The organism is Paenibacillus nuruki (assembly GCF_001721045.1).
GTDB classification, from domain to species: domain Bacteria; phylum Bacillota; class Bacilli; order Paenibacillales; family Paenibacillaceae; genus Saccharibacillus; species Saccharibacillus nuruki.
Window position 1 is genome coordinate 1 of record NZ_MDER01000056.1, and the last position, 20,231, is coordinate 20,231.

General features: G+C 39.7%; 12 protein-coding genes and 1 rRNA gene. 11 read left to right on the forward strand and 2 right to left on the reverse strand.

The features are described from left to right. The first annotated feature begins 307 nt into the window (after positions 1–307). The 3 genes from pcrB to ligA all read left to right on the forward strand — a co-directional run bounded on the left by pcrB (position 308) and on the right by ligA (position 5,574). Entirely contained in the window at positions 308–997 is a 690-nt protein-coding gene (gene pcrB, locus PTI45_RS15795) for a heptaprenylglyceryl phosphate synthase (RefSeq protein ID WP_069328568.1), read from the forward strand. A 75-nt stretch (positions 998–1,072) separates the two neighbouring features. Then, positions 1,073–3,409: a DNA helicase PcrA gene (gene pcrA, locus PTI45_RS15800; RefSeq protein ID WP_069328569.1), complete on the forward strand. Its 2,337-nt coding sequence runs from the start codon at positions 1,073–1,075 to the stop codon at positions 3,407–3,409. A 146-nt stretch (positions 3,410–3,555) separates the two neighbouring features. Next, positions 3,556–5,574, forward strand: coding sequence for an NAD-dependent DNA ligase LigA (ligA, locus tag PTI45_RS15805; RefSeq protein ID WP_069328570.1), 2,019 nt, complete (start codon positions 3,556–3,558; stop codon positions 5,572–5,574). Between the two features lie 143 nt (positions 5,575–5,717). Here ligA and PTI45_RS15810 read toward each other — a convergent pair whose 3' ends face one another. Beyond that, positions 5,718–6,989 (reverse strand): molybdopterin-dependent oxidoreductase, encoded by a 1,272-nt coding sequence (locus PTI45_RS15810; protein ID WP_083243567.1) that lies wholly within the window; start codon positions 6,987–6,989, stop codon positions 5,718–5,720. A gap of 354 nt (positions 6,990–7,343) precedes the next feature. Further along, positions 7,344–8,186 carry an AraC family transcriptional regulator gene (locus PTI45_RS15815; protein ID WP_069328572.1) on the reverse strand — a complete coding sequence of 281 codons (843 nt, stop codon included), beginning with the start codon at positions 8,184–8,186 and terminating at the stop codon, positions 7,344–7,346. Positions 8,187–8,399: 213 nt separating this feature from the next. Here PTI45_RS15815 and PTI45_RS15820 point away from each other — a divergent pair, with 213 nt between their 5' ends. The 8 genes from PTI45_RS15820 to PTI45_RS24375 all read left to right on the forward strand — a co-directional run. Further along, positions 8,400–10,583 (forward strand): alpha-galactosidase, encoded by a 2,184-nt coding sequence (locus PTI45_RS15820; RefSeq protein WP_069328573.1) that lies wholly within the window; start codon positions 8,400–8,402, stop codon positions 10,581–10,583. Between the two features lie 87 nt (positions 10,584–10,670). Further along, positions 10,671–12,455 carry a sensor histidine kinase gene (locus PTI45_RS15825; RefSeq protein ID WP_069328574.1) on the forward strand — a complete coding sequence of 595 codons (1,785 nt, stop codon included), beginning with the start codon at positions 10,671–10,673 and terminating at the stop codon, positions 12,453–12,455. Further along, positions 12,448–14,001 (forward strand): response regulator transcription factor, encoded by a 1,554-nt coding sequence (locus tag PTI45_RS15830; RefSeq protein WP_069328575.1) that lies wholly within the window; start codon positions 12,448–12,450, stop codon positions 13,999–14,001. Before PTI45_RS15825 ends, PTI45_RS15830 begins: the two co-directional genes overlap by 8 nt. 77 nt (positions 14,002–14,078) lie before the next feature. Next, entirely contained in the window at positions 14,079–15,044 is a 966-nt protein-coding gene (locus PTI45_RS15835; RefSeq protein WP_069328576.1) for an ABC transporter permease, read from the forward strand. Between the two features lie 10 nt (positions 15,045–15,054). Further along, positions 15,055–15,993, forward strand: coding sequence for a carbohydrate ABC transporter permease (locus PTI45_RS15840; protein ID WP_069328577.1), 939 nt, complete (start codon positions 15,055–15,057; stop codon positions 15,991–15,993). A 64-nt stretch (positions 15,994–16,057) separates the two neighbouring features. Continuing rightward, the gene (locus PTI45_RS15845) at positions 16,058–17,752 is read left to right on the forward strand and encodes an ABC transporter substrate-binding protein (RefSeq protein ID WP_069328578.1); all 1,695 of its coding nucleotides are present in this window, start codon (positions 16,058–16,060) and stop codon (positions 17,750–17,752) included. A 179-nt stretch (positions 17,753–17,931) separates the two neighbouring features. Beyond that, positions 17,932–19,632 carry a glycosyl hydrolase gene (locus tag PTI45_RS15850; protein ID WP_069328579.1) on the forward strand — a complete coding sequence of 567 codons (1,701 nt, stop codon included), beginning with the start codon at positions 17,932–17,934 and terminating at the stop codon, positions 19,630–19,632. A gap of 529 nt (positions 19,633–20,161) precedes the next feature. After that, positions 20,162–20,231: ribosomal RNA gene (locus PTI45_RS24375) — 16S ribosomal RNA — on the forward strand; the annotation flags it as partial.

Consider the following 20,231-nt stretch of genomic DNA (forward strand, 5'->3'; position numbering starts at 1 on the left):
AATTAATTCTTCATTTCTTATTCTTATCATTACTAATATGTTTATATAGGGAATATTTTTCTTTTTAAAAGTATAAGTACGATATTTATTCGTCTTTTTGTAAAATGCATTAATTATGTTCATAAAATCTCCTTTACAATAATATATAAGTTTATTTTAAATTATTATAACAGAAGTATTATATATGGATTTGAGATTTGTTAAACAATATAAATTTGTTCCCCTAAAATGCGAACAAAAAATTGACACTGTGCATCGGCTATCATAGACTTAATTTGAAGGTTGTCCGAAGACGGAGGAATGAAGGTTGAGAGAACAAATCAAATCATGGCAACATGTATTTAAACTGGACCCAGATCGACCTATTTCGGACGATGAATTAAGACAAGTTTGTTGTTCCGGAACAGATGCTATTATGGTAGGCGGATCGTCTGGAGTCACGTATGACAATACAGCTGATCTTGTAAAGCGCATCGGTCAATATGAAGTACCTTGTGTACTTGAAGTATCTGATTTAGAAATGGTTGTACCTGGATTCGATCTGTATATGATTCCACTGATATTAAATACTAACGATAGTCAGTGGATGATTGGTCAGCATGTAGCAGCGATTGAACAGTATAGCCAATTGATTCCTTGGGATAAGCTGGTTCCTGAAGGATATATTGTGCTCAATGCTCATTCTACAGTTGCTCAGCGTACTGAAGCACTGACAGAGATAGATACCGATCGAGCAACTGCTTATGCTCAAGCAGGCGATCGCTTATTTCAGTTGCCGATTATTTATATTGAATATAGTGGGCGTTTTGGAGATATGACATTAACCGCTGAGATTCATCGATCTATACATCAAAGCCAATTATTTTATGGTGGAGGCATTAGAGATATGCATTCTGCTCGTCAAGCCAAGCAAGTATGTGATACCATTGTCGTCGGTAATATAATTTATGAAAATCTGCAAGCCGCATTAGATACTGTACAAGTTATCTCCAGATAACGAGAAGTATCCTAACTTGATCATAGATGATTTTCAACTATCATTGTTTTATTAAGAAAGGAGCATGACTTCCATATGAATACTTTGAATATACAGGAAGCAATCAATCGATTGAACCCTAGACAAAAAGAAGCCGCGCTCGCAACAGATGGACCGCTATTGATTATGGCTGGTGCAGGTAGTGGTAAAACACGCGTGCTGACTCACCGGATTGCCCATATTATTGATGCACGCAAATCAGCACCATGGGGTGTACTAGCAATTACGTTTACGAATAAAGCCGCACGTGAAATGCAAGAACGTGTTTCTCGTTTGGTAGGTCCTGCTGGTCGTGAGATTTGGGTATCTACTTTTCACTCGATGTGTGTGCGTATTTTACGTAAAGATATCGAACGTATCGGATTCACATCTAACTTCTCTATCTTAGATTCTTCGGATCAATTATCTGTTATTCGCTCTTGTATGAAAGACTTGAATATTGATACCAAAAAGTTTGAACCTAAAGCAGTGCAATCCATGATGGGCACAGCCAAAAATGAATTAGTCTCTCCCGCTCAATATGAGCAAAAGATTGGTGACTATTTTGAAGGCATTGTAGCCAAAGTCTATACCAAGTATCAACAACGTCTACGTGCGAATAATTCCTTAGACTTTGATGATCTCATTATGAAGACGATTCAATTGTTTAACGAAGTTCCTGAAGTACTAGAATTTTATCAAAAGAAATTCCGCTATATTCATGTCGATGAGTATCAAGATACGAATAAGGCCCAATATATGCTTTGTAAAATGTTAGCAGAAGCTCATCACAATATTTGTGTTGTTGGAGATAGTGATCAGTCGATCTATCGCTGGCGTGGAGCAGATATCAGCAACATTTTGAATTTTGAAGAAGATTATCCAGAAGCCAAAACGATTTTGTTAGAACAGAATTATCGTTCGACTTCTAATATACTAAGTGCAGCAAATGAAGTGATTGGCAACAATACAGGACGTAAACCGAAAAAGCTATGGACAGATAAAGAAGGCGGAGCCAAAATCAAAGTATATCGTGCTGATTCTGAGCATGATGAAGGATACTTTGTCACTTCTGAGATTCACAAAAGTGTGAAAACCGGGCAACCTTATCGCAACCATGCAATTTTGTATCGTACCAATGCGCAGTCACGGGTTATAGAGGAAATTTTGATCAAATCGGATATCCCTTACCAAATCGTGGGCGGTATAAAGTTCTATGATCGTAAAGAGATCAAAGACTTACTCGGCTATTTACGTTTGCTTTCGAATCCAGATGATGATATTAGTTTAACTCGAATTATCAATGTGCCTAAGCGTGGTATTGGTGATACGACAGTAGCCAAATTAGCAGTAGCAGCGGCAGAAAAAGGCGTTTCTATTTTTAAAGTATTAGAAATAGTAGATGATCTAGGTTTTGCAGGTCGTACACGTAATATGTTGGTTGAATTTTACGATATGATTGCTTCACTTCATCAAATGGTAGAGTATTTATCGGTTACCGAATTAACGGAGAAGATTCTAGAGTTATCTGAATACCGTGTAGAGTTACAACGTGAGAATACACTAGAGTCCAAGGCTCGCTTAGAAAATATAGAAGAGTTTTTATCTGTAACGATGGAATTTGAAAAAAATAACGAAGATCGTTCACTGATTTCATTTCTGACTGATCTAGCATTAATCGCAGATATTGATACGGTAGGCGATGAACCTGAAGAAGATGACGATGCTGTTGTATTGATGACGATGCATAGTGCTAAAGGTTTGGAATTCCCAACTGTATTTATTATAGGCATGGAAGAAGGCGTATTCCCGCATAGTCGAGCTTTTCAAGATAATGAAGAGTTGGAAGAAGAACGTCGTCTAGCGTATGTAGGCATTACACGAGCAGAGAAAAATCTATTCTTATCTTGCGCACAGATGCGTACTTTATTTGGACGAACCACTGCGAATCCACCTTCACGCTTTTTGGAAGAAATTCCAGAAGAGTATAAAGAAGATACAGCAGGAGCTCCTAACTATCGTCGTGGTGGAGCATCGCGCGGAGGAAGTAGTTATGGATCGGGTAATCGTAGCTTTGGAGGTAGTACGAGTAGCTTTGGTGGTAAACGCGAAAATACGGCTGCTTTTGGTAGTGGATCATCTGCACGTGCGGTACCTTCTACCCATGCACGAGTGACTGTGACGACAGGAGCTACACCTAAGCCTGTTGCTTCTGGTGGAGGTTCAGATAGTTTCCAAGCAGGCGATAAAGTGTCTCATGGCAAATGGGGCATTGGCACAATCGTAGCGGTTAAAGGAACAGGCAATGATATGGAGTTACAAATTGCTTTCCCAGCGCCGACAGGACTCAAACGATTGTTAGCAGGCTTTGCTCCTATTACTAAAGTAGAATAAGGGATAAGCTATAACAAATGATCGGAATCGTGATTAGATTCACTCGATGCGTATTTTCAAAACAGAACCGAATTTCTTACTGTTCGGTTCTGTTTTTTAATTTAAAATAAATATGATCTTATTGAATCCGGGAGGGTATACCACATATGGATCCGATGCATGAAATGGAAGAACTCATTACAGAGCTTAATAAATACAGCTATCACTACTATACGTTGGATGAACCTTTAGTCGATGACAAAGAATACGATGTACTGTATGACCGTTTGATCCAATTAGAAGAAGTGAGTGGAATGGTCTTACCTGACTCACCTACTCAGCGTGTGGGGGGAGAATTGTTAAAAGGATTTTTACCTCATCGTCATCTTTCACCATTATGGAGTCTGGACAAAGCTCAAAATTTAGAAAAATTAGCAAGCTGGCATACACGTGCTCGCAAATTAATTGCAGATTATAATACCAAAAATCCAGACACACCTTTGCCTGAACCATCCTATGCGATCGAACTCAAATTTGATGGTCTTACACTGAATTTAACTTATGAGAACGGTAAATTAGTTCAAGCTGCAACCCGAGGTAATGGAGTAACAGGAGAAGGTATTTTAGAACAAGTCAAAACCATTCGTTCGATTCCGTTATCGATTCCTTTTAAAGAAGGTAAGATCGAAGTGCAAGGGGAAGGCATTATGAACTTATCTGTATTAGCAGCGTACAATGAGAGTGCTACAGATAAAGACAAATTAAAAAATGCACGTAATGCAGCCGCAGGAGCACTTCGCAATTTAAATCCTAAAGTAACAGCAACTCGTCGTTTAAGTGCCTTTTTCTACAATATAGGTTATATGGACGGCATTCAGTTTGAAAGTCATCAAGAGATGATGCAATTTCTTAAAGACAATCATTTTAAAGTCAATCCGTATATCTTCTACTTTGAGAACTTTGACGATGTGATTGCGCAACTTGAAGATATTCAAGCACAGCGTACAGGATTAGATTACTTAATTGATGGGGCTGTCGTTAAAATTACCGATATGCGTACACGCGAAGTACTCGGTTATACCGACAAATTCCCACGTTGGGCGATTGCGTATAAGTTTGAAGCTGAAGAAACCAGTACGATTCTAGAATCGGTTTCTTGGAATGTAGGTCGTACAGGTAAAATTACACCCCTAGCGCGTGTAGAAGCTGTTGAACTTGCAGGTGTAACCGTACAGAATTGTACGTTAAACAATATTGGAGATATCGAACGTAAAAATTTAAAATATGCTATAGGTACACGTGTCTTTATTCGCCGTTCGAATGAAGTTATCCCGGAGATTCTGGGTAAAGTTACCGAAGAAAACGATGGAGAAGAAATCATTTTTCCAGAGAAATGCCCTGCTTGTGGATTTCCATTAGAACAACGTGGAGCACATCTATTCTGTAACAATACTCTAGAATGTACACCACAGATTATAGCTAAGATTACACATTTCGCTTCTAGAGATGCTATGGATATCGAGACATTTAGTATCATGACCGCTCAACAGTTGCATAGCGAATTAGAAGTGAAAGAACCCGCAGACCTATATGCATTAGAATTTGAAAAATTAGTAGAGTTAGAACGTTTTGGAGAGCGCAAAGCGAAAAATTTATTGCAAGCGATCGAAGACAGTAAAACAAGAGATTTGGCATCATTCCTATATGCTTTAGGTATTCCGAATACGGGCAAATCGACAACTCGGATGTTGGCAGAACATTATCGTGATTTACACAAAGTTATGAATGCCACCGTAGAAGAGTTAATTGAATTACCGGATATCGGTAATATCGTTGCGGAAAGTATCGTTGCTTTTTTCGCCGATCCTTTTATGCAGGCAAGTATTCAGAAAATGCTAGACCGAGGCGTACAACCGCAATCTCCTGCTGAGCCAGTAGTCATTAACACCGATTCTTATTTTGCTGGTAAAATCGTAGTTCTTACTGGTACATTACAGACGATGACTCGTGAGGATGCCGCCGCTCGCTTAGAATCTCTAGGAGCCAAGGTGACTGGTAGTGTATCCAAAAAGACAGATATTGTTATCGCAGGTGAAAAAGCAGGTAGTAAACTCACCAAAGCTCAAGAGCTCGGTATTGAAGTCATTGAAGACGAAGAAGAGTTAAAACGATTATTGGAATTATAAAAGATAATTGAATCTACATGAAAATAGAAAAATGTATACTATTAAGCTTCTACCATCTATGCCTTATCAACAAAAAAGCAGTGTGTTTCTCTTTAGCTAAGAGTGAACACACTGCTTTTTTATTTATTATCATCAAATTCGATCTAAGCTTTAGGCAACCAGGCATCTTTATCATAACCACGTTGTTCCCAGTACCCTACATGATCTTCAGCAATCAGTTCAATCCGGTTGAGCCATTTCACCGATTTGTAAGCATACATCTGAGGAATGACCAATCGTACTGGCCCACCTAGATCAGCAGGAATGATATTACCATCATGCAATACCGCTACAATAATATCTTTCATCTGCGCTTGATCAAGTGTAAGAGAATCCGTATAGACATTATCCCCGGAATAAAATTTAACCATGGTCGCAGAAGATTGAACACCTGCTGCTTTTAAAAAGTCACTTAAAGGAATACCTTCCCATGTATTTTTATACACCGACCATCCAGTGACACAATGAAAGTCGCTCACTTGCACATCACGTTTTAATTTCAAAAATTGTTCCCAGTTCCATGTTTGAGGTTTATCGACCAATCCATCTATTTTGAAATCCCAGTTACTATTATCAAAATTAGGAATAGGTGTCACCGTATACACACGAAACTCACCTTGAGCACCACCACCGATAGGCGGAGCAGATGATTTTAGTGGTGTAGGATCAGGAATCATCTTATTGCCATTACTGGCAGCAACCTGTTCCCATGTACCTCCACTGGTCAAAGAACTTCCCAACCATCTTACAAACGTAGGCCCGATCGATACAGCGAGTCCAACACCTATAGCAGAACGCAAAAAGGTACGTCTTGTGTAAAAAGGAGAAGGAGCCGTTGGTGATGATGCAGCTACTACAGTGCCACTTTTATCCGTAATCGTTTTTTCTACAGTGACTGGTTGTTTGATCGTACGTTTTTTCGGATCTTTTAACCAAGCGGTACGTGTTAGAGAATGATAGATAATATAAGGAAGTCCCACCCAAGTCAGTAGATCATGAACAAATAAAGCCGAGTTAGCTACAGCCGGTCCTACTTGGCGTAATAACCATAATAAGATCCCTGATACAATCCAACCTACCAATAAGACCATAACTACAATAACATTGAATTTTTGCCCGGGTTTATCAGACAGCCTTTTCCAGTGCTTCGCTGCCAGAAATAAGTAATAGACTACAGGGACCAATAAAGCTAATCCTCCTATAATATGAAGCCAACGTACCCAGACTCTAACCTCACCCAGTATTTCTCGCCAAAAACCTCCGACAAGTACCAGACCTGTAACAGCTAGAAGAGCAACGAGCCAAGCATTCCAAGCATGCAAACGAATAAGCTTTTTACCAAATCCTTTTTGAACTGCTGCAATCCAGCGTCCCATGAATCTTCCTCCTTCGAAATGGATCTGCAGCGAATGAATACTATGCAGATCAACACCCTGTATTTATTTTCAGCGATCTCATTACGTCCTATCTGCATATTCGTAATAACAAGCAAAATAGTTCAAAATTCCGACTGGACGACGTCTTGCTTGTGATAGATAACCTGTACGAGAAAGGAAAGAAGAAAAATGATATGACCGACATATTCAACAACTTTAAATACTAGATATACAAAGTTAAGCTAATATATAAAATTAATTATAAACCTTTCTAGTGGAATAAGGCGAGAAGAGAAGTGACATAAAGCATAAATAGATATCGGTTCGCTAATTTTCTTTTTTGAGCGTATAGAGTCAGTCAATTATTACATTGGCATTCAGTAGCGATTGACTTCGATACTCTCTAGGCGACATCCCTTTAATTTTTTTGAAAATTTTGGAGAACAGTAAAGGATCGATATAGCCTACTGAACGGGCAATATTACCAATCGATAGATCTGTACGGATCAGCATACTGGATGCTGTATCCATTCTGTAACGAATAAGATAATCTTGAATACTGAGCTTGGTTGTTTTTGTAAATAAGGAACATAAGTAACTTCGATTCAATCCGATAAAATGGGCAATATCTTCTACTGTAATCTTTTGAGAAAAATTCATTTCAATAAAATCTTTGACCTGCTCCACATAGATATCAGCGTTACTTCTTGTTTGCGCCATTAGCGTTTTCGGCGCATTTTCCATTAGTAGCGAAAAAATCATATATAACAATCCCGTCAATCGCGTTTCTCGTGCTGCTGGATATTCATTCGATTGAATCATCCACTGTAAATACTGATGTATTCGATCTTTGTGCTCGTAATAGACTATGGGAGAAACAAGAGTCATTCCTGCTTGTTCCAGCAGCGATTCGGCGAGCGTACCATTGAATCCGATCCAACCGTAGGACCATGGTTCTGCTTCGTCTGCTACATAATAGGTAACTACATGGGGACAGATTAGAAAGCCTTGTCCTGAACCAATCGAATGTTGTACTCCATTCACCTCAAAAGTCCCTTTTCCCTCAAATACATAATGAAGCAGATAATGAGTTCTGACTGCCGGTCCAAACTCATGACCAGATATACAATCTTCGATCCCAAATTGGGTGAGATACAATTCGGTGTGTTGTTTGCTTCTTGGTAAATACTCGATCATTAGCGGTTCTCCTTATTTTTATAATATCTATCAAAATAACATATTTTCGAATCATCATGCCATATACGATATAGTCCGTTTCATATAACATTTTTATAGAATAATCATATTCATTGTTGCATACCAGACAATCATTAATCCATATTTTATGAACGATGGTATTACAGGTAGCATGAATATACATAATGGAATGAACAAGAAAGGGTGTTGGTCATGAGTGTAATCGTTCAGGAAGAATCTGGATTGTTTCATCTACAATCGTCCGGTATGAGTTATATGATCCAAATCGTAAATGGATATCCAGTGCATGTATATTGGGGAGCGCCATTGAAGCATCGGTCAGTGATGGAGAATCTGCTTATCCATACGTCTTCGACAACAGGGTTGGATAGACTTCCACAGGAATATCCACAGTATGGAAGTGGAGATTTTCGTAATCCAGCGTATCAGGTCGAATTAGCAGACGGAACTCGTATCACTGAGCTTCAGTACGACAGTTACCGACTGATCCAAGGAAAACCATCACTGAGCGGACTTCCAGCAGTATATACGGAGAATGAATCCGAAGCACAGACATTAGAACTTCTTTTGAAAGATCAGTATTCGGGTCTTACAGTTGTGTTACAGTACACTATTTTTGAACAGCGAAATGTAATCATACGTGCTGCACGCTTCATCAATGAAGGAGAGGAGACACTGCGACTTCGTCGTGCTTTGAGTGCAAGTGTAGATATGTATGGTCAGGCTGAACTGGAGATGATTTACTTATCGGGTGCATGGGCAAGGGAAGGCAATATACAGCGAAGATCGCTTCGGCAAGGCGAGATTCGAATCGACAGCAAGCGTGGGATGAGCAGCCATCAGTTTAATCCGTTTGCTGCGCTTGTCACCCCGGAGACGACAGAGAATCATGGTGAAGCTTTTGGTTTCAGTCTGGTGTACAGCGGGGGATTTGAAGCTGTTGCAGAAGTCGATTCGTTTGGCTTCACAAGGTTAGGTATTGGAGTAAATTCGTTTGATTTTGGATGGCAGCTAAATGCCGGAGAAGATTTTCAGACTCCTGAAACAGTGATGGTATATTCCAACCAAGGAATTGGAGAAATGTCGCGGACCTACCATCGTCTGTACCGCAGTCGATTATGTCGGGGAACATACCGTGATCGGGAACGACCAATTCTGGTCAACAACTGGGAAGCGACCTATTTTGATTTCAATGCCGAAAAACTAGTCTCCATTGCGGAGGAAGGAGCTAGACTCGGGATTGAGTTATTTGTGCTAGATGACGGTTGGTTTGGTAGACGTGACGCTGATAACTCGTCTTTGGGTGATTGGTACGAGGATCGTCGCAAACTACCTGAAGGGCTAGCTGATGTAGCGCATCGTATTCGTGAAACAGGTCTACAATTTGGACTCTGGTTCGAGCCAGAAATGATTTCGCCGGAAAGCGAGCTGTATCGTGAACATCCTGACTGGTGCCTGCATGTTCCGGGAAGAAGACGTAGTGAAGCGAGATGGCAATTGGTACTGGATTATACACGCCCGGAAGTACGAGATTATATTTATAATTCACTTTCTACGATTTTCTCTACGGTTCCAATCTCTTATGTGAAATGGGATATGAATCGGGCTTTGACAGAGATGGGATCGGCAACATTGCCACCAGATCGACAAGCTGAGACTGCGCATCGTTATGTACTTGGATTATATGAGCTACTAGAGCTGATTACGGTACAGTTCCCGCACATCTTGTTTGAAAGTTGCGCCAGTGGAGGTGGACGTTTTGATCCCGGAATGCTTTATTATATGCCGCAAACGTGGACTAGCGATAATACTGATGCGGTAGAACGACTCAAGATTCAATATGGCACTAGTCTTGTTTATCCAGTGAGTGCGATCGGTGCACATGTATCAGCTGTACCCAATCATCAGGTCGGACGCAGTACACCACTTGATTTTCGAGGTAGTGTCGCTATGTCTGGCAATTTCGGGTATGAACTGGATCTCACAGCATTTACCGATGAAGAAAAGAATATCGTTCAGCGACAGGTTGCCAACTACAAAGAGATTCGCAGTCTGGTGCAGCAGGGAGATTTATATCGATTAAAGAGTCCATTTGCAGGGAACCAATCTGCGTGGATGTTCGTCTCGGAAGATAAAATGCAAGCTCTCGTCTATGCTTTTCAGGTTATGGCAATACCTAACGGACCTCAACAAATTCTGCGGTTGGATGGACTGAATCCAGAACTGGAATATGAAGTGAAATCTGATATCAATGAAGAAAGTAGTATATATGGAGGAGACCAATTGATACAGCTCGGTTTGGCTCTTCATTACGAGTCCAAAGACTATCAGAGTCGCTGTTTCACACTTCGAGCCATAGATAGGGTGCTTGAATAAGCAAGAATTGATCCAAAACAGAAAGCCCCTTTTTATAGAAGGGGCTTTTTTTAAATATAAAGCAGGCTGGTTACTGGAGGTTAAATCATGTTTTTCGTTCGAATAATGAATGATATGAAAATAAGAAAGAAGTTAGCTATTACGTTTATAACAGCAGCAGGCATCCCTCTACTATTATGTGGTCTTTTTTTGACTGCAAGATTGCGTGAAGTTGTAGTGCAAAGTACTTTGGTGCAGGTATCTAATAATGTGGATCGTGTTCAAAAGCGTACCGCAGAATTAATCAAAGTTCCATTAGATATTTCGAATCGGCTTATGAATGATAATCAGATGAAACAAACAGCCAGTCAGACGTACAACAGTTATACCGAAGTCATTCAGCAATATCACAATTACACGAATATTCGAGAATATATACAGCTCTATAAAGAGATTTCTGGCATTCGAATATATGCGATCAATCCGGGAGCACTGAATAACTGGGAATTTATGCAGCCGACTCAAAAGTTACTGGATCAGATCTGGTATCAACAAGCAATAGCACAAAAAGGAGTGGTCGGTTGGAATATGATCCAAGATGAACGAACAAATGCTATGGAATTAAGTTTGATTCGCTCATTTCCTTTAGCCGCTTCAGAGCAAAAAGGAGTAATGGTGATTAACGTAAACAAACAACGATTAAGCGCCATTCTGGAACAAGAGTCTTTTCCTACATTTATTGTGGACAGTGAGAATCAACTGGTTGCTTCTAATTCTATAAAAGGGTCGGAACAAGAAGCATCGACTCTGTATAGTAGTAACGATATTTTGAGTCTTGCTGAGGGCAGTTATAATATATCACTCGATGGAAAAGACTCCAAAGTTGTAGTCGCTACCTTACAACCGAATGATAGCTGGAATAGTCTGCGGATGATCTCCGTTTTTTCAATTGCTGAGATTACTCGTGATGCCAATTATGTGATCTTTCTTGGCGCTATAGTGATTGCATCGAGTCTAATTGTTGCCACTTTTCTGACGTATGCTTCTGCTTTATTACTTTCCAGAAGACTTCAACGACTCAGCCATCATGTAGACAATGTTCGTTCTGGTTCGTGGAAAACCTTTTTACATATAGATGGCAATGATGAAATCGGAGTGCTGTCTCGCCAGTTCAATGCACTGGTGAAAGACATTGACAGATTATTTCATGAAGTCCAGACAACCAATCGAGAGAAAAGCCTGATAGAACAAAGACAAAATGAAATGAAATTTAAAATGCTAGCGAGTCAGATTAATCCTCACTTTCTATTCAATGCGCTGGAGTCGATTCGGATGGAAGCCCATATTCGCCAGCAGGATGATATTGCCCAAGTCGTATGGTTACTCAGTACGTTGTTGCGTAGTAGTCTTGAGACCAATAGCGATATGATCTTGCTGGAAACAGAACTGAAGTATGTTCAAGGTTATTTGGATATTCAAAAGTTCAGATATGAAGATCGTTTGCAGTATCAGCTAACGATAGAACCCGAAATCCAAAAGATCCGTGTGCCGCCCTTAATTATTCAGCCATTAGTGGAAAATGCGATTATTCATGGTTTGGATCATCGTGCAGAAGGTGGACAGATTAGAGTAGAGGTCACGCAGATCATAGGAGGAGCTCAAATTCAGGTGAGCGATAATGGTACCGGCTTTTCAGCCGAGCGACTGGAAAGTGTACAACAAGAGCTTGCTTCTCCGGCCAATGATTCAAAAGAACAGCGGATTGGTCTTCGTAATGTAAATGATCGGCTTGTGTTGTTGTATGGTAAAGCAAGCGTTTTGCATATTGAGAGTAGCTACGGAAGCGGAACGACTATCACATTTATTGTACCGGGAGGCGATGATATTGATTAAAGTTCTTATTGTAGATGATGAACCGAAGTTGCGACAGGGGCTTCAAACATTAATTCCATGGAGGAAATTAGGCTTTGAAGTGATTGCAGTGGCGGCCAATGGAGAAGAAGCACTTAGTATCATTGCTGAAAAGCAGCCGGATATTGCACTTGTTGATATTCGAATGCCACTTATGGATGGGCTACAGTTACTTCAAGCTGTATCTTCAGAGGGATATCGTCTACACGTTATCATCTTGAGTGGCTATGCCGATTTCGAGTATGCCAAACAGGCGATCAAATACGGTGTTGATGGTTATCTCCTCAAGCCAGTAGATATTCAAGAGATGACCCATACGCTGGAACGCATTCGTGAACAGATAGAGCAGGAACAACGTCAGAAAGAACAGGAACGAATAACAAAGGCAGATCAGACTTGGCTGCTTCATCGTTTGCTTGTTCCACAGTATACAGAAGATTTTATAGCTTTGCGAAATATAGCACTAGATGCCGGAATGTTTTGGGAGAGTTATGAGATTGTTATTGTACGTCCACAAAATGCCAATGTGGATCTTTCGGATAAATTACATACATTCCTAAATAAGTTAAAGCCATCTCTAGAATATGACGGTAACGGAGTAGTCACTGTCTTTTCATCCTATATCGTTATATTTCTCAATCAACCGCTACGTGGTACAAAGTCTCGCCAGAAATATTATCAATGGCTTAAACAGACACTCGGGAGCAGTGAATTTATTGCTGCTACAGGTGGAGCTGTATCAACACCCGAGAAGATACATATGTCTTTTGCAGAAGCTGAATCTGCTTTAAAACAGGCATTTTTTCATGAAAAAGAAGAATCAGTAAGAGTGAGCTCTGCAAATTGTCGGGTACCGAATGCTATGGATACAAGGAATAGCCTTCCAGATGAAATGATGGGAGAGTTTACTCTGCGCTTATATTACAGTTTGGACACAGGCAATCACAAGATGATCCGACCGCTATTGGAGCAAGCTCTTTCTTTTTTTCTTGCTCAAAAGTATGACGAAACCCATATTAAAGAATCATTTTTCTATCTATGCCATGCAGTGGTACACAAATTGAACATACATTCTTATACACACTGGAAAGAGACAGAGAAGATTTCACATTTTTTAAAAGGAATTTTTGCATATGAGTATCTGACTGACCTTTTAGCAGAAATCGATTCTTTTCTGATGATGCTTGCCAAAGATACAGCACCAGAAGGTAAAGAAAAAGAATTAAAAATGATGATTAGCATTATTCATAATCATTACAGTGACCCTTTGAAGTTGGAGACACTGGCAGGAACACTGAATTACAGTACAGCTCATTTGGGTCAGATCTTCAAGAATAAAACAGGGGAATACTTTAATACTTATCTAGACAAAATCCGTATTCAAAAAGCCAAGGAATTATTAAATCAAGGAATGAGAGTCTATGAAGTCTCGGAAAAGGTCGGCTATACAAGTGTTAATTATTTTTATAGCAAATTCAAAAAGTATGAAGGATGCTCACCTTCGGATTTTAAAATCCATAATTTGTAGATGATTTTCACCGAAATTCGTTGTATGTCGGCTTGCTGTTCTCTGATTTAAGATAAAAGTCAGAGAGGAGGGGGAATATGAGCAAACGGATATTAGAAAAGGAAAGCGTATACAAAAAAGTAAGCCCAATCAGAAAAGGTAAATGGAAAGAATGGCATAATCAAAGATATTTGTACTACATGTCTATTCCATTTGTACTTTGGGTGTTTGTGTTTCAGTATTTTCCTTTGTGGGGTTGGACGATGGCTTTTCAAAAGTATAGACCAGGGTTAGGTTTTTTTGAACAGAAGTGGGTAGGTTTGGAACACTTTCGCACTTTGTTTCAAGATGACCACTTCTATCAGGTTCTTCGTAACACACTGGCAATGAGTTTCATGGGGCTGGTGGCAGGATTTGTAGTACCAGTCATTTTTGCCTTAATACTTAATGAAGTTCGCATTGGGGTCATGAAGCGATTTGTACAGACCGTATCTTATCTGCCTCACTTTGTATCATGGGTAGTTGCAGCAGGGATTGTTACCAAAATGCTGTCCACAGATGGTGGTGTTGTAAACAGTATATTGCTAGGTCTCAATCTGGTCGATCAGCCGATTCCGTTTATGTCTCAAGGACATTGGTTTTGGTATATCGTCACCAGTGCAGATATTTGGAAAGAAACGGGTTGGAACGCCATCATTTATCTGGCTGCTATTTCAAGCATTGGTCCTGAACTATATGAAGCTGCACGAGTAGATGGTGCCAGCCGCCTAAAACAAATGTGGCATATTACACTACCGGGCATTCGACCAACCATTATTGTGCTTCTCATTATGTCTATTGGTCACCTGCTAGGTAATGGCTTTGAAAAGCAATTTCTGCTAGGTAATCACATGGTCATTGATTATTCTGAAGTTCTTGATTTGTATGCGCTTAATTATGGATTGTCTATGGGTCGTTACTCATTCGGTACAGCGATCAATATTTTTAACTCGGTGATTAGTCTGTTCTTGTTGTTTGCAGCGAATGGCATTTTTAAACGTGTTACCAAAGAAAGCATTATGTAAGGAGGAAGAAATGGGAACTGCCAACAGTACGACATCGGCTAGCCGTTCTAAAAATAAACTACATACCAAATCGATACAGGATCGCATTTTGGAAGTGATCGTTTATGTATCCATGATTCTGGTAACTGTGCTAACACTATATCCATTTCTTAATGTACTGGCCATTTCTCTGAATGATTCGGTTGATACCGTCAGAGGGGGAATCACAATCTGGCCGAGAGAATTTACATTGAAAAATTACGATTTGATTTTTACGTACAAAGGTTTGATTACTGGATTTCAAAACTCTGTGTTGCGAACAGTTATCGGAACCGTATTGGGGTTGTTAAGTGGATCGATGCTGGCGTTTGTACTTGCCCGTAACGATTTTGGTGGAAGAAGATGGATCTCCATGTTTTTAGCAATCACTATGTATGTATCAGGTGGAATGATCCCCGGATTTATTCTGATGAAGGATCTGCATTTGATTAATACGTTTGCGGTATATGTTTTACCGGGTCTAGTTAGTGCATTTAATATTTTTGTTATTCGTTCTTTTATAGATGGTTTGCCTTACGCTCTACAGGAATCTGCCAAACTGGATGGAGCCAATGACTTTGTCATCTACTGGCGTGTTATTCTTCCACTTTGCAAACCAGCACTGGCGACTGTAGCGCTCTTTTTGGCAGTAGGACAATGGAATTCCTGGTTTGATACGTATTTGTTTAACGGGTCTAATGAAACGTTGACTACTCTACAGTATGAATTAATGAAGATTTTACAGAGTACGACAACCAGTGCAACCAATTCTCAAGATGCTTCCAATATGGCTGAACGGATGGCACAGGTATCACCCGAGTCTGTCAAAATGGCAATTACTATCATCGTAACGGTACCTATTTTGATTGTTTATCCTTTCTTGCAGAAATATTTTGTAAAAGGAATGACGCTTGGAGCTGTTAAAAGTTAAACCATTTATATCTGACTGCTATAGTCTCAGATCTATGATTTATCATAATGAAGGAGGAAGCTTCATGAAGTCAGGCAACAAAAAAATAGTAGCTTCTGTATTGTCGCTGGTCATGATCACAGCGCTGGTAGGATGTAGCAATCCTTTCGCTATAGATTCGTCTGGAGATCATCTACCTGATAGCGGAGATGGAAAGCAACCAATCACCTTTACTTATTTTTCTGAAGATTCCAGTACCAATTGGAATAATATGAACGATGAAGTCGACAAAGTAATCAAGGCGAAAACCGGTGTTACCTTAAGCGCAGAATTTGCTGTAGGCGATCCAGTTCAAAAGCTCTCATTAATCGCAGCAACTGGTAATTATCCAGATTTGATCGCAGCGAAAGCAGATGTGGGCAAACTGGTCGATGCAGGAGCTATTCTCGATCTTACCGATCTGATCAATGAACATGCACCCAATATCAAAAAAATGCTAGGAGACAAAATCGTTCGCACCAAATACAGTCTGGATGATCAAGCAATCTATGCTGTTCCTACCTGGTCAGCTGTAGATGAGAAAAAAATCAGAGCAGACGCAGGATTTGAACTACAGCATCGTGTTGTTAAGGAAGCAGGGTATCCTGAAATCCGTACAGTACAGGATTATGAAAAAGTGATCCAGTCTTATTTATCCAAGCATCCAGTAGATGAGAATGGTAATAAGAATATCGGAATGTCACTGAATGCGGATGATTGGCATATGTATCAGGTAACCAATCTTGGATTCCAGACAACTGGAGGTCCTGATGACGGAGAATATTATATCGATCAGAAAACACATCAAGCGACCTATCATTTTCGTCGTCCGGAAGAAAAGGAATTTTTTCGCTGGTTGAACCATATGAATGCAATCGGGTTATTAGATCCAGAAAGTTTTGTTCAAAAAACCGATCAATTCAAAGCTAAAGTGGCTTCAGGACGAATTCTGGGTCTTGCTGATCCGGAATGGGATTATGGAGATGGCCAAAATGCGCTTAGAGCAGCAAGTAAGTTCGACCAAACATATGGTCATTATCCTGTTACTATGAGCAAGGAGTATAAAGATACCAGTTTCTGGCTAGCCGGATTTGATGGTGGCTATGGTATTTCGATCTCCAGTACATGCAAAGATCCAGTACGTGCAATCAAATTTCTTGACTTTTTAGCTTCAGAAGAAGGTCAGGTTCTAAATAACTGGGGAATTGAAGGCAAGCATTATACTGTCAAAAACGGCAAACGCTCATTTATACCAGAAGTGCAGGAGAGAGCTAATAATGATAGTGCCGCATTTCAGAAAGAAGCGGGTCTTGGTCTGTACTGGAATATGATGGTTCATTATGGAGATGGCATCAAAGATTCGACAGGCAACTACTTTACTCGTAATTATCCAGAATTGCTAAGTCTCAATTACAGTAATGCTGAGAAAGAGACACTCAAAGCATACAAAGCTAAACACTGGAAAGATCTTTTTCCAACCGAAGAAGACTTCCAGCCACGAGCTTATGGAGCAGCTTACACCATATCTCTTCCTAATGATGATCCATCTATGATTTTGGGAGCGAAGATGAAAGATATTACATGGAAGTATATCCCGGAAGCTGTGATGTCCAAACCGGAAGATTTTGACCGAATTTGGGATGCCTACATGGCGGAATTAGAAAAAGACGGCGTTCAGGAAATGGAAAAAATATATACACAGCATATTCAGGATCGTATTAAGTTATGGTCAGCACAATGATTAGCATAATAGAGTAAGTGATTTTTCTCAAAAAGATGTATAGCTAGATATAAGTTAAATGGACGGCTTGTTCAATATTCGATTATACCAGCCGTCCATTTTCATCACTTTATTGTAAACGATTACAAAATGATTCTTTCTACTACATCCAAATCAAAAATGAGAGTGAGGAAGATTAAGTGAAAAAAACAGGCATTGTCTTGATGGTTATTATCATGTTTGTTTCTCTAATTCCATTATCATCAGCAAAGGGAAAAGCAGAAATCTATGAAGCAGAGAATGGATTATTGCAGGGAGTCGATGAAGCTTCTACCGTAACGGGTTATTCAGGAGATGGATATGTAACAGGATTTGATGAAGATGGCGATGCGCTAACCATAACTGTTCATCCTGCAAAAGAAGGTCTTTATCAAATTAACATACGGTATAACGCGCCCAATGGACCTAAACAAGCAAATCTGTTCGTTAACGATATCTCGGTCGGAACTGTTGATTTTACGCCAACCCATAGTTTCACAGAAATGGCTGCTACAAAAGCAATACTCAAAAAAGGAGCCAATACCATTCGAATCGATAAAGGGTGGGGATATTATGATATCGATTACTTCTCCATCCAAAAAGTAACTAAAGAGCTTGTTCATTCGATTCCCAAAACGTTGGTTAATCCTAAAGCATCACCAGCAGCAAAGTCGCTTATGAGCTATCTCGTCGATAACTACGGTCATAAAATCCTTTCGGGACAACAAGACTATTCCAATATAGATTGGCTCCAGACTCATCTAGGCAAGAAGCCGGCTGTTGTTGGCTTTGATCTGATGGACTATTCGCCATCACGTGTAGAGTACGGCGCAGCTACTACCGAAACGGAAAAAGCAATCGACTGGGATCAACAGGGAGGCATTGTTGCTTTCGTCTGGCACTGGAATGCTCCGAAAGACCTCATTAACCAGCCAGAAAAAGAATGGTGGAGAGGATTTTATACCGATTCCACAACCTTTGATCTTCAATATGCTTTATCACATCCCGATTCTGAGGAGTACAGGTTACTGATAAGAGATATAGATGCTATCGCTACGCAGTTAAAAAAATTGCAGGATGCAAATATTCCAGTACTTTTCCGTCCTTTGCATGAAGCAGAAGGAGAATTGTTCTGGTGGGGAGCCAAAGGCGCAACACCATGTAAAGAACTGTACAGACTTCTTTATGATCGATTAACAAATGAACACCAGTTAAATAACCTGATATGGGTATGGAACTCGGTATCTCCTGAATGGTATCCGGGAGATGATGTTGTGGATATTGTAAGCTACGATTCTTACCCTTCAGGAGGAGATTATAACGTTCAAGTAGGCAAGTATGATCAGCTGCTTTCTCTTGTCAAAGACCGCAAGCTTATAGCGATGACAGAGAATGGTGCTATTCCAGATCCGGATTTGCTACCTATCTATCATGCAGACTGGAGCTGGTTTAGTACATGGTCAGCTCATGATGAGAAGACTAACTCATTAGATCATTTGAAAAAAGTCTATAATCATGATTACGTAGTGACTCTGGATGAATTACCGAACATCAAAACCTATCCTATAGAAAATAATGAAATTCCTTCAGCCCCAACAGGATTACATGCAGAATCAGGAAATCGCAAAGCAACAATAAGTTGGAATCCTGTAAACAATGCGAACAGATATACATTACTACGCGCAGATACACAAGAAGGGTCTTACAAGCAAATAGCCTCAAATCTAAAAGCAACTCACTATACAAACAAAGGATTGGTAAATGGCAAAACATACTATTACAAAGTGAAAGCAGTAAATAAGTCGGGGACTAGCACAAGTTCATCACCTATACGTGTCACCGTTCAAGCAAAGAATAAATGACAATCATAGATTAGCAAAAACTATGGCCTTACCCATAGATATATAAGAAGCGGGAAAATGACAGCATACACTCCAAATGGTGTGCATATATTTTCCCGCTTCGTTTGTTTCCTTTCATAGGATTGAATCATTGAGTAGTCATTCTATTAGGTTATATTATTTTCTTCCTTCTATAACCTAAAGAAACACATTCTTATTCCAACCAAATAATGAAAGAGTCACTTATCATCTATACAAGAAAAATAAAATACTAAAAGGCTTGCTTCCTTCATATAAATATGATACATTATTTAAGTCGCCTCAAAGCAATACAATATGATTTGAAAAAATGATGTTGAAAAAAAGAGTTGACAAAAAAACTTAGAAAATGATATGATCTAAGAGTTCTAAAAAACACAAACGCAGCGAAACAACATACTGCAAGTTCTTTGAAAACTGAACAACGAGTGAGTAATGAAGGTCTTAGCCGACCTTTAAAAAATAGAGAACTTCGGTTCTCGCCAGTTTTAGATTTGAGCAAGTCAAACACTTTATGGAGAGTTTGATCCTGGCTCAGGACGAACGCTGGCGGCGTGCCTAATACATGCAAGTCGAGCGGC

What these genes read in the sequence shown, in the direction of transcription:
- pcrA (WP_069328569.1), top strand. Translation starts at nt 1,073, where the DNA reads ATGAATACTTTGAATATACAGGAAGCAATCAATCGATTGAACCCTAGA.
- ligA (WP_069328570.1), top strand. Translation starts at nt 3,556, where the DNA reads ATGGATCCGATGCATGAAATGGAAGAACTCATTACAGAGCTTAATAAA.
- PTI45_RS15810 (WP_083243567.1), bottom strand. Translation starts at nt 6,989, where the DNA reads ATGGGACGCTGGATTGCAGCAGTTCAAAAAGGATTTGGTAAAAAGCTT.
- PTI45_RS15815 (WP_069328572.1), bottom strand. Translation starts at nt 8,186, where the DNA reads ATGATCGAGTATTTACCAAGAAGCAAACAACACACCGAATTGTATCTC.
- PTI45_RS15820 (WP_069328573.1), top strand. Translation starts at nt 8,400, where the DNA reads ATGAGTGTAATCGTTCAGGAAGAATCTGGATTGTTTCATCTACAATCG.
- PTI45_RS15825 (WP_069328574.1), top strand. Translation starts at nt 10,671, where the DNA reads ATGTTTTTCGTTCGAATAATGAATGATATGAAAATAAGAAAGAAGTTA.
- PTI45_RS15835 (WP_069328576.1), top strand. Translation starts at nt 14,079, where the DNA reads ATGAGCAAACGGATATTAGAAAAGGAAAGCGTATACAAAAAAGTAAGC.
- PTI45_RS15840 (WP_069328577.1), top strand. Translation starts at nt 15,055, where the DNA reads ATGGGAACTGCCAACAGTACGACATCGGCTAGCCGTTCTAAAAATAAA.
- PTI45_RS15845 (WP_069328578.1), top strand. Translation starts at nt 16,058, where the DNA reads ATGAAGTCAGGCAACAAAAAAATAGTAGCTTCTGTATTGTCGCTGGTC.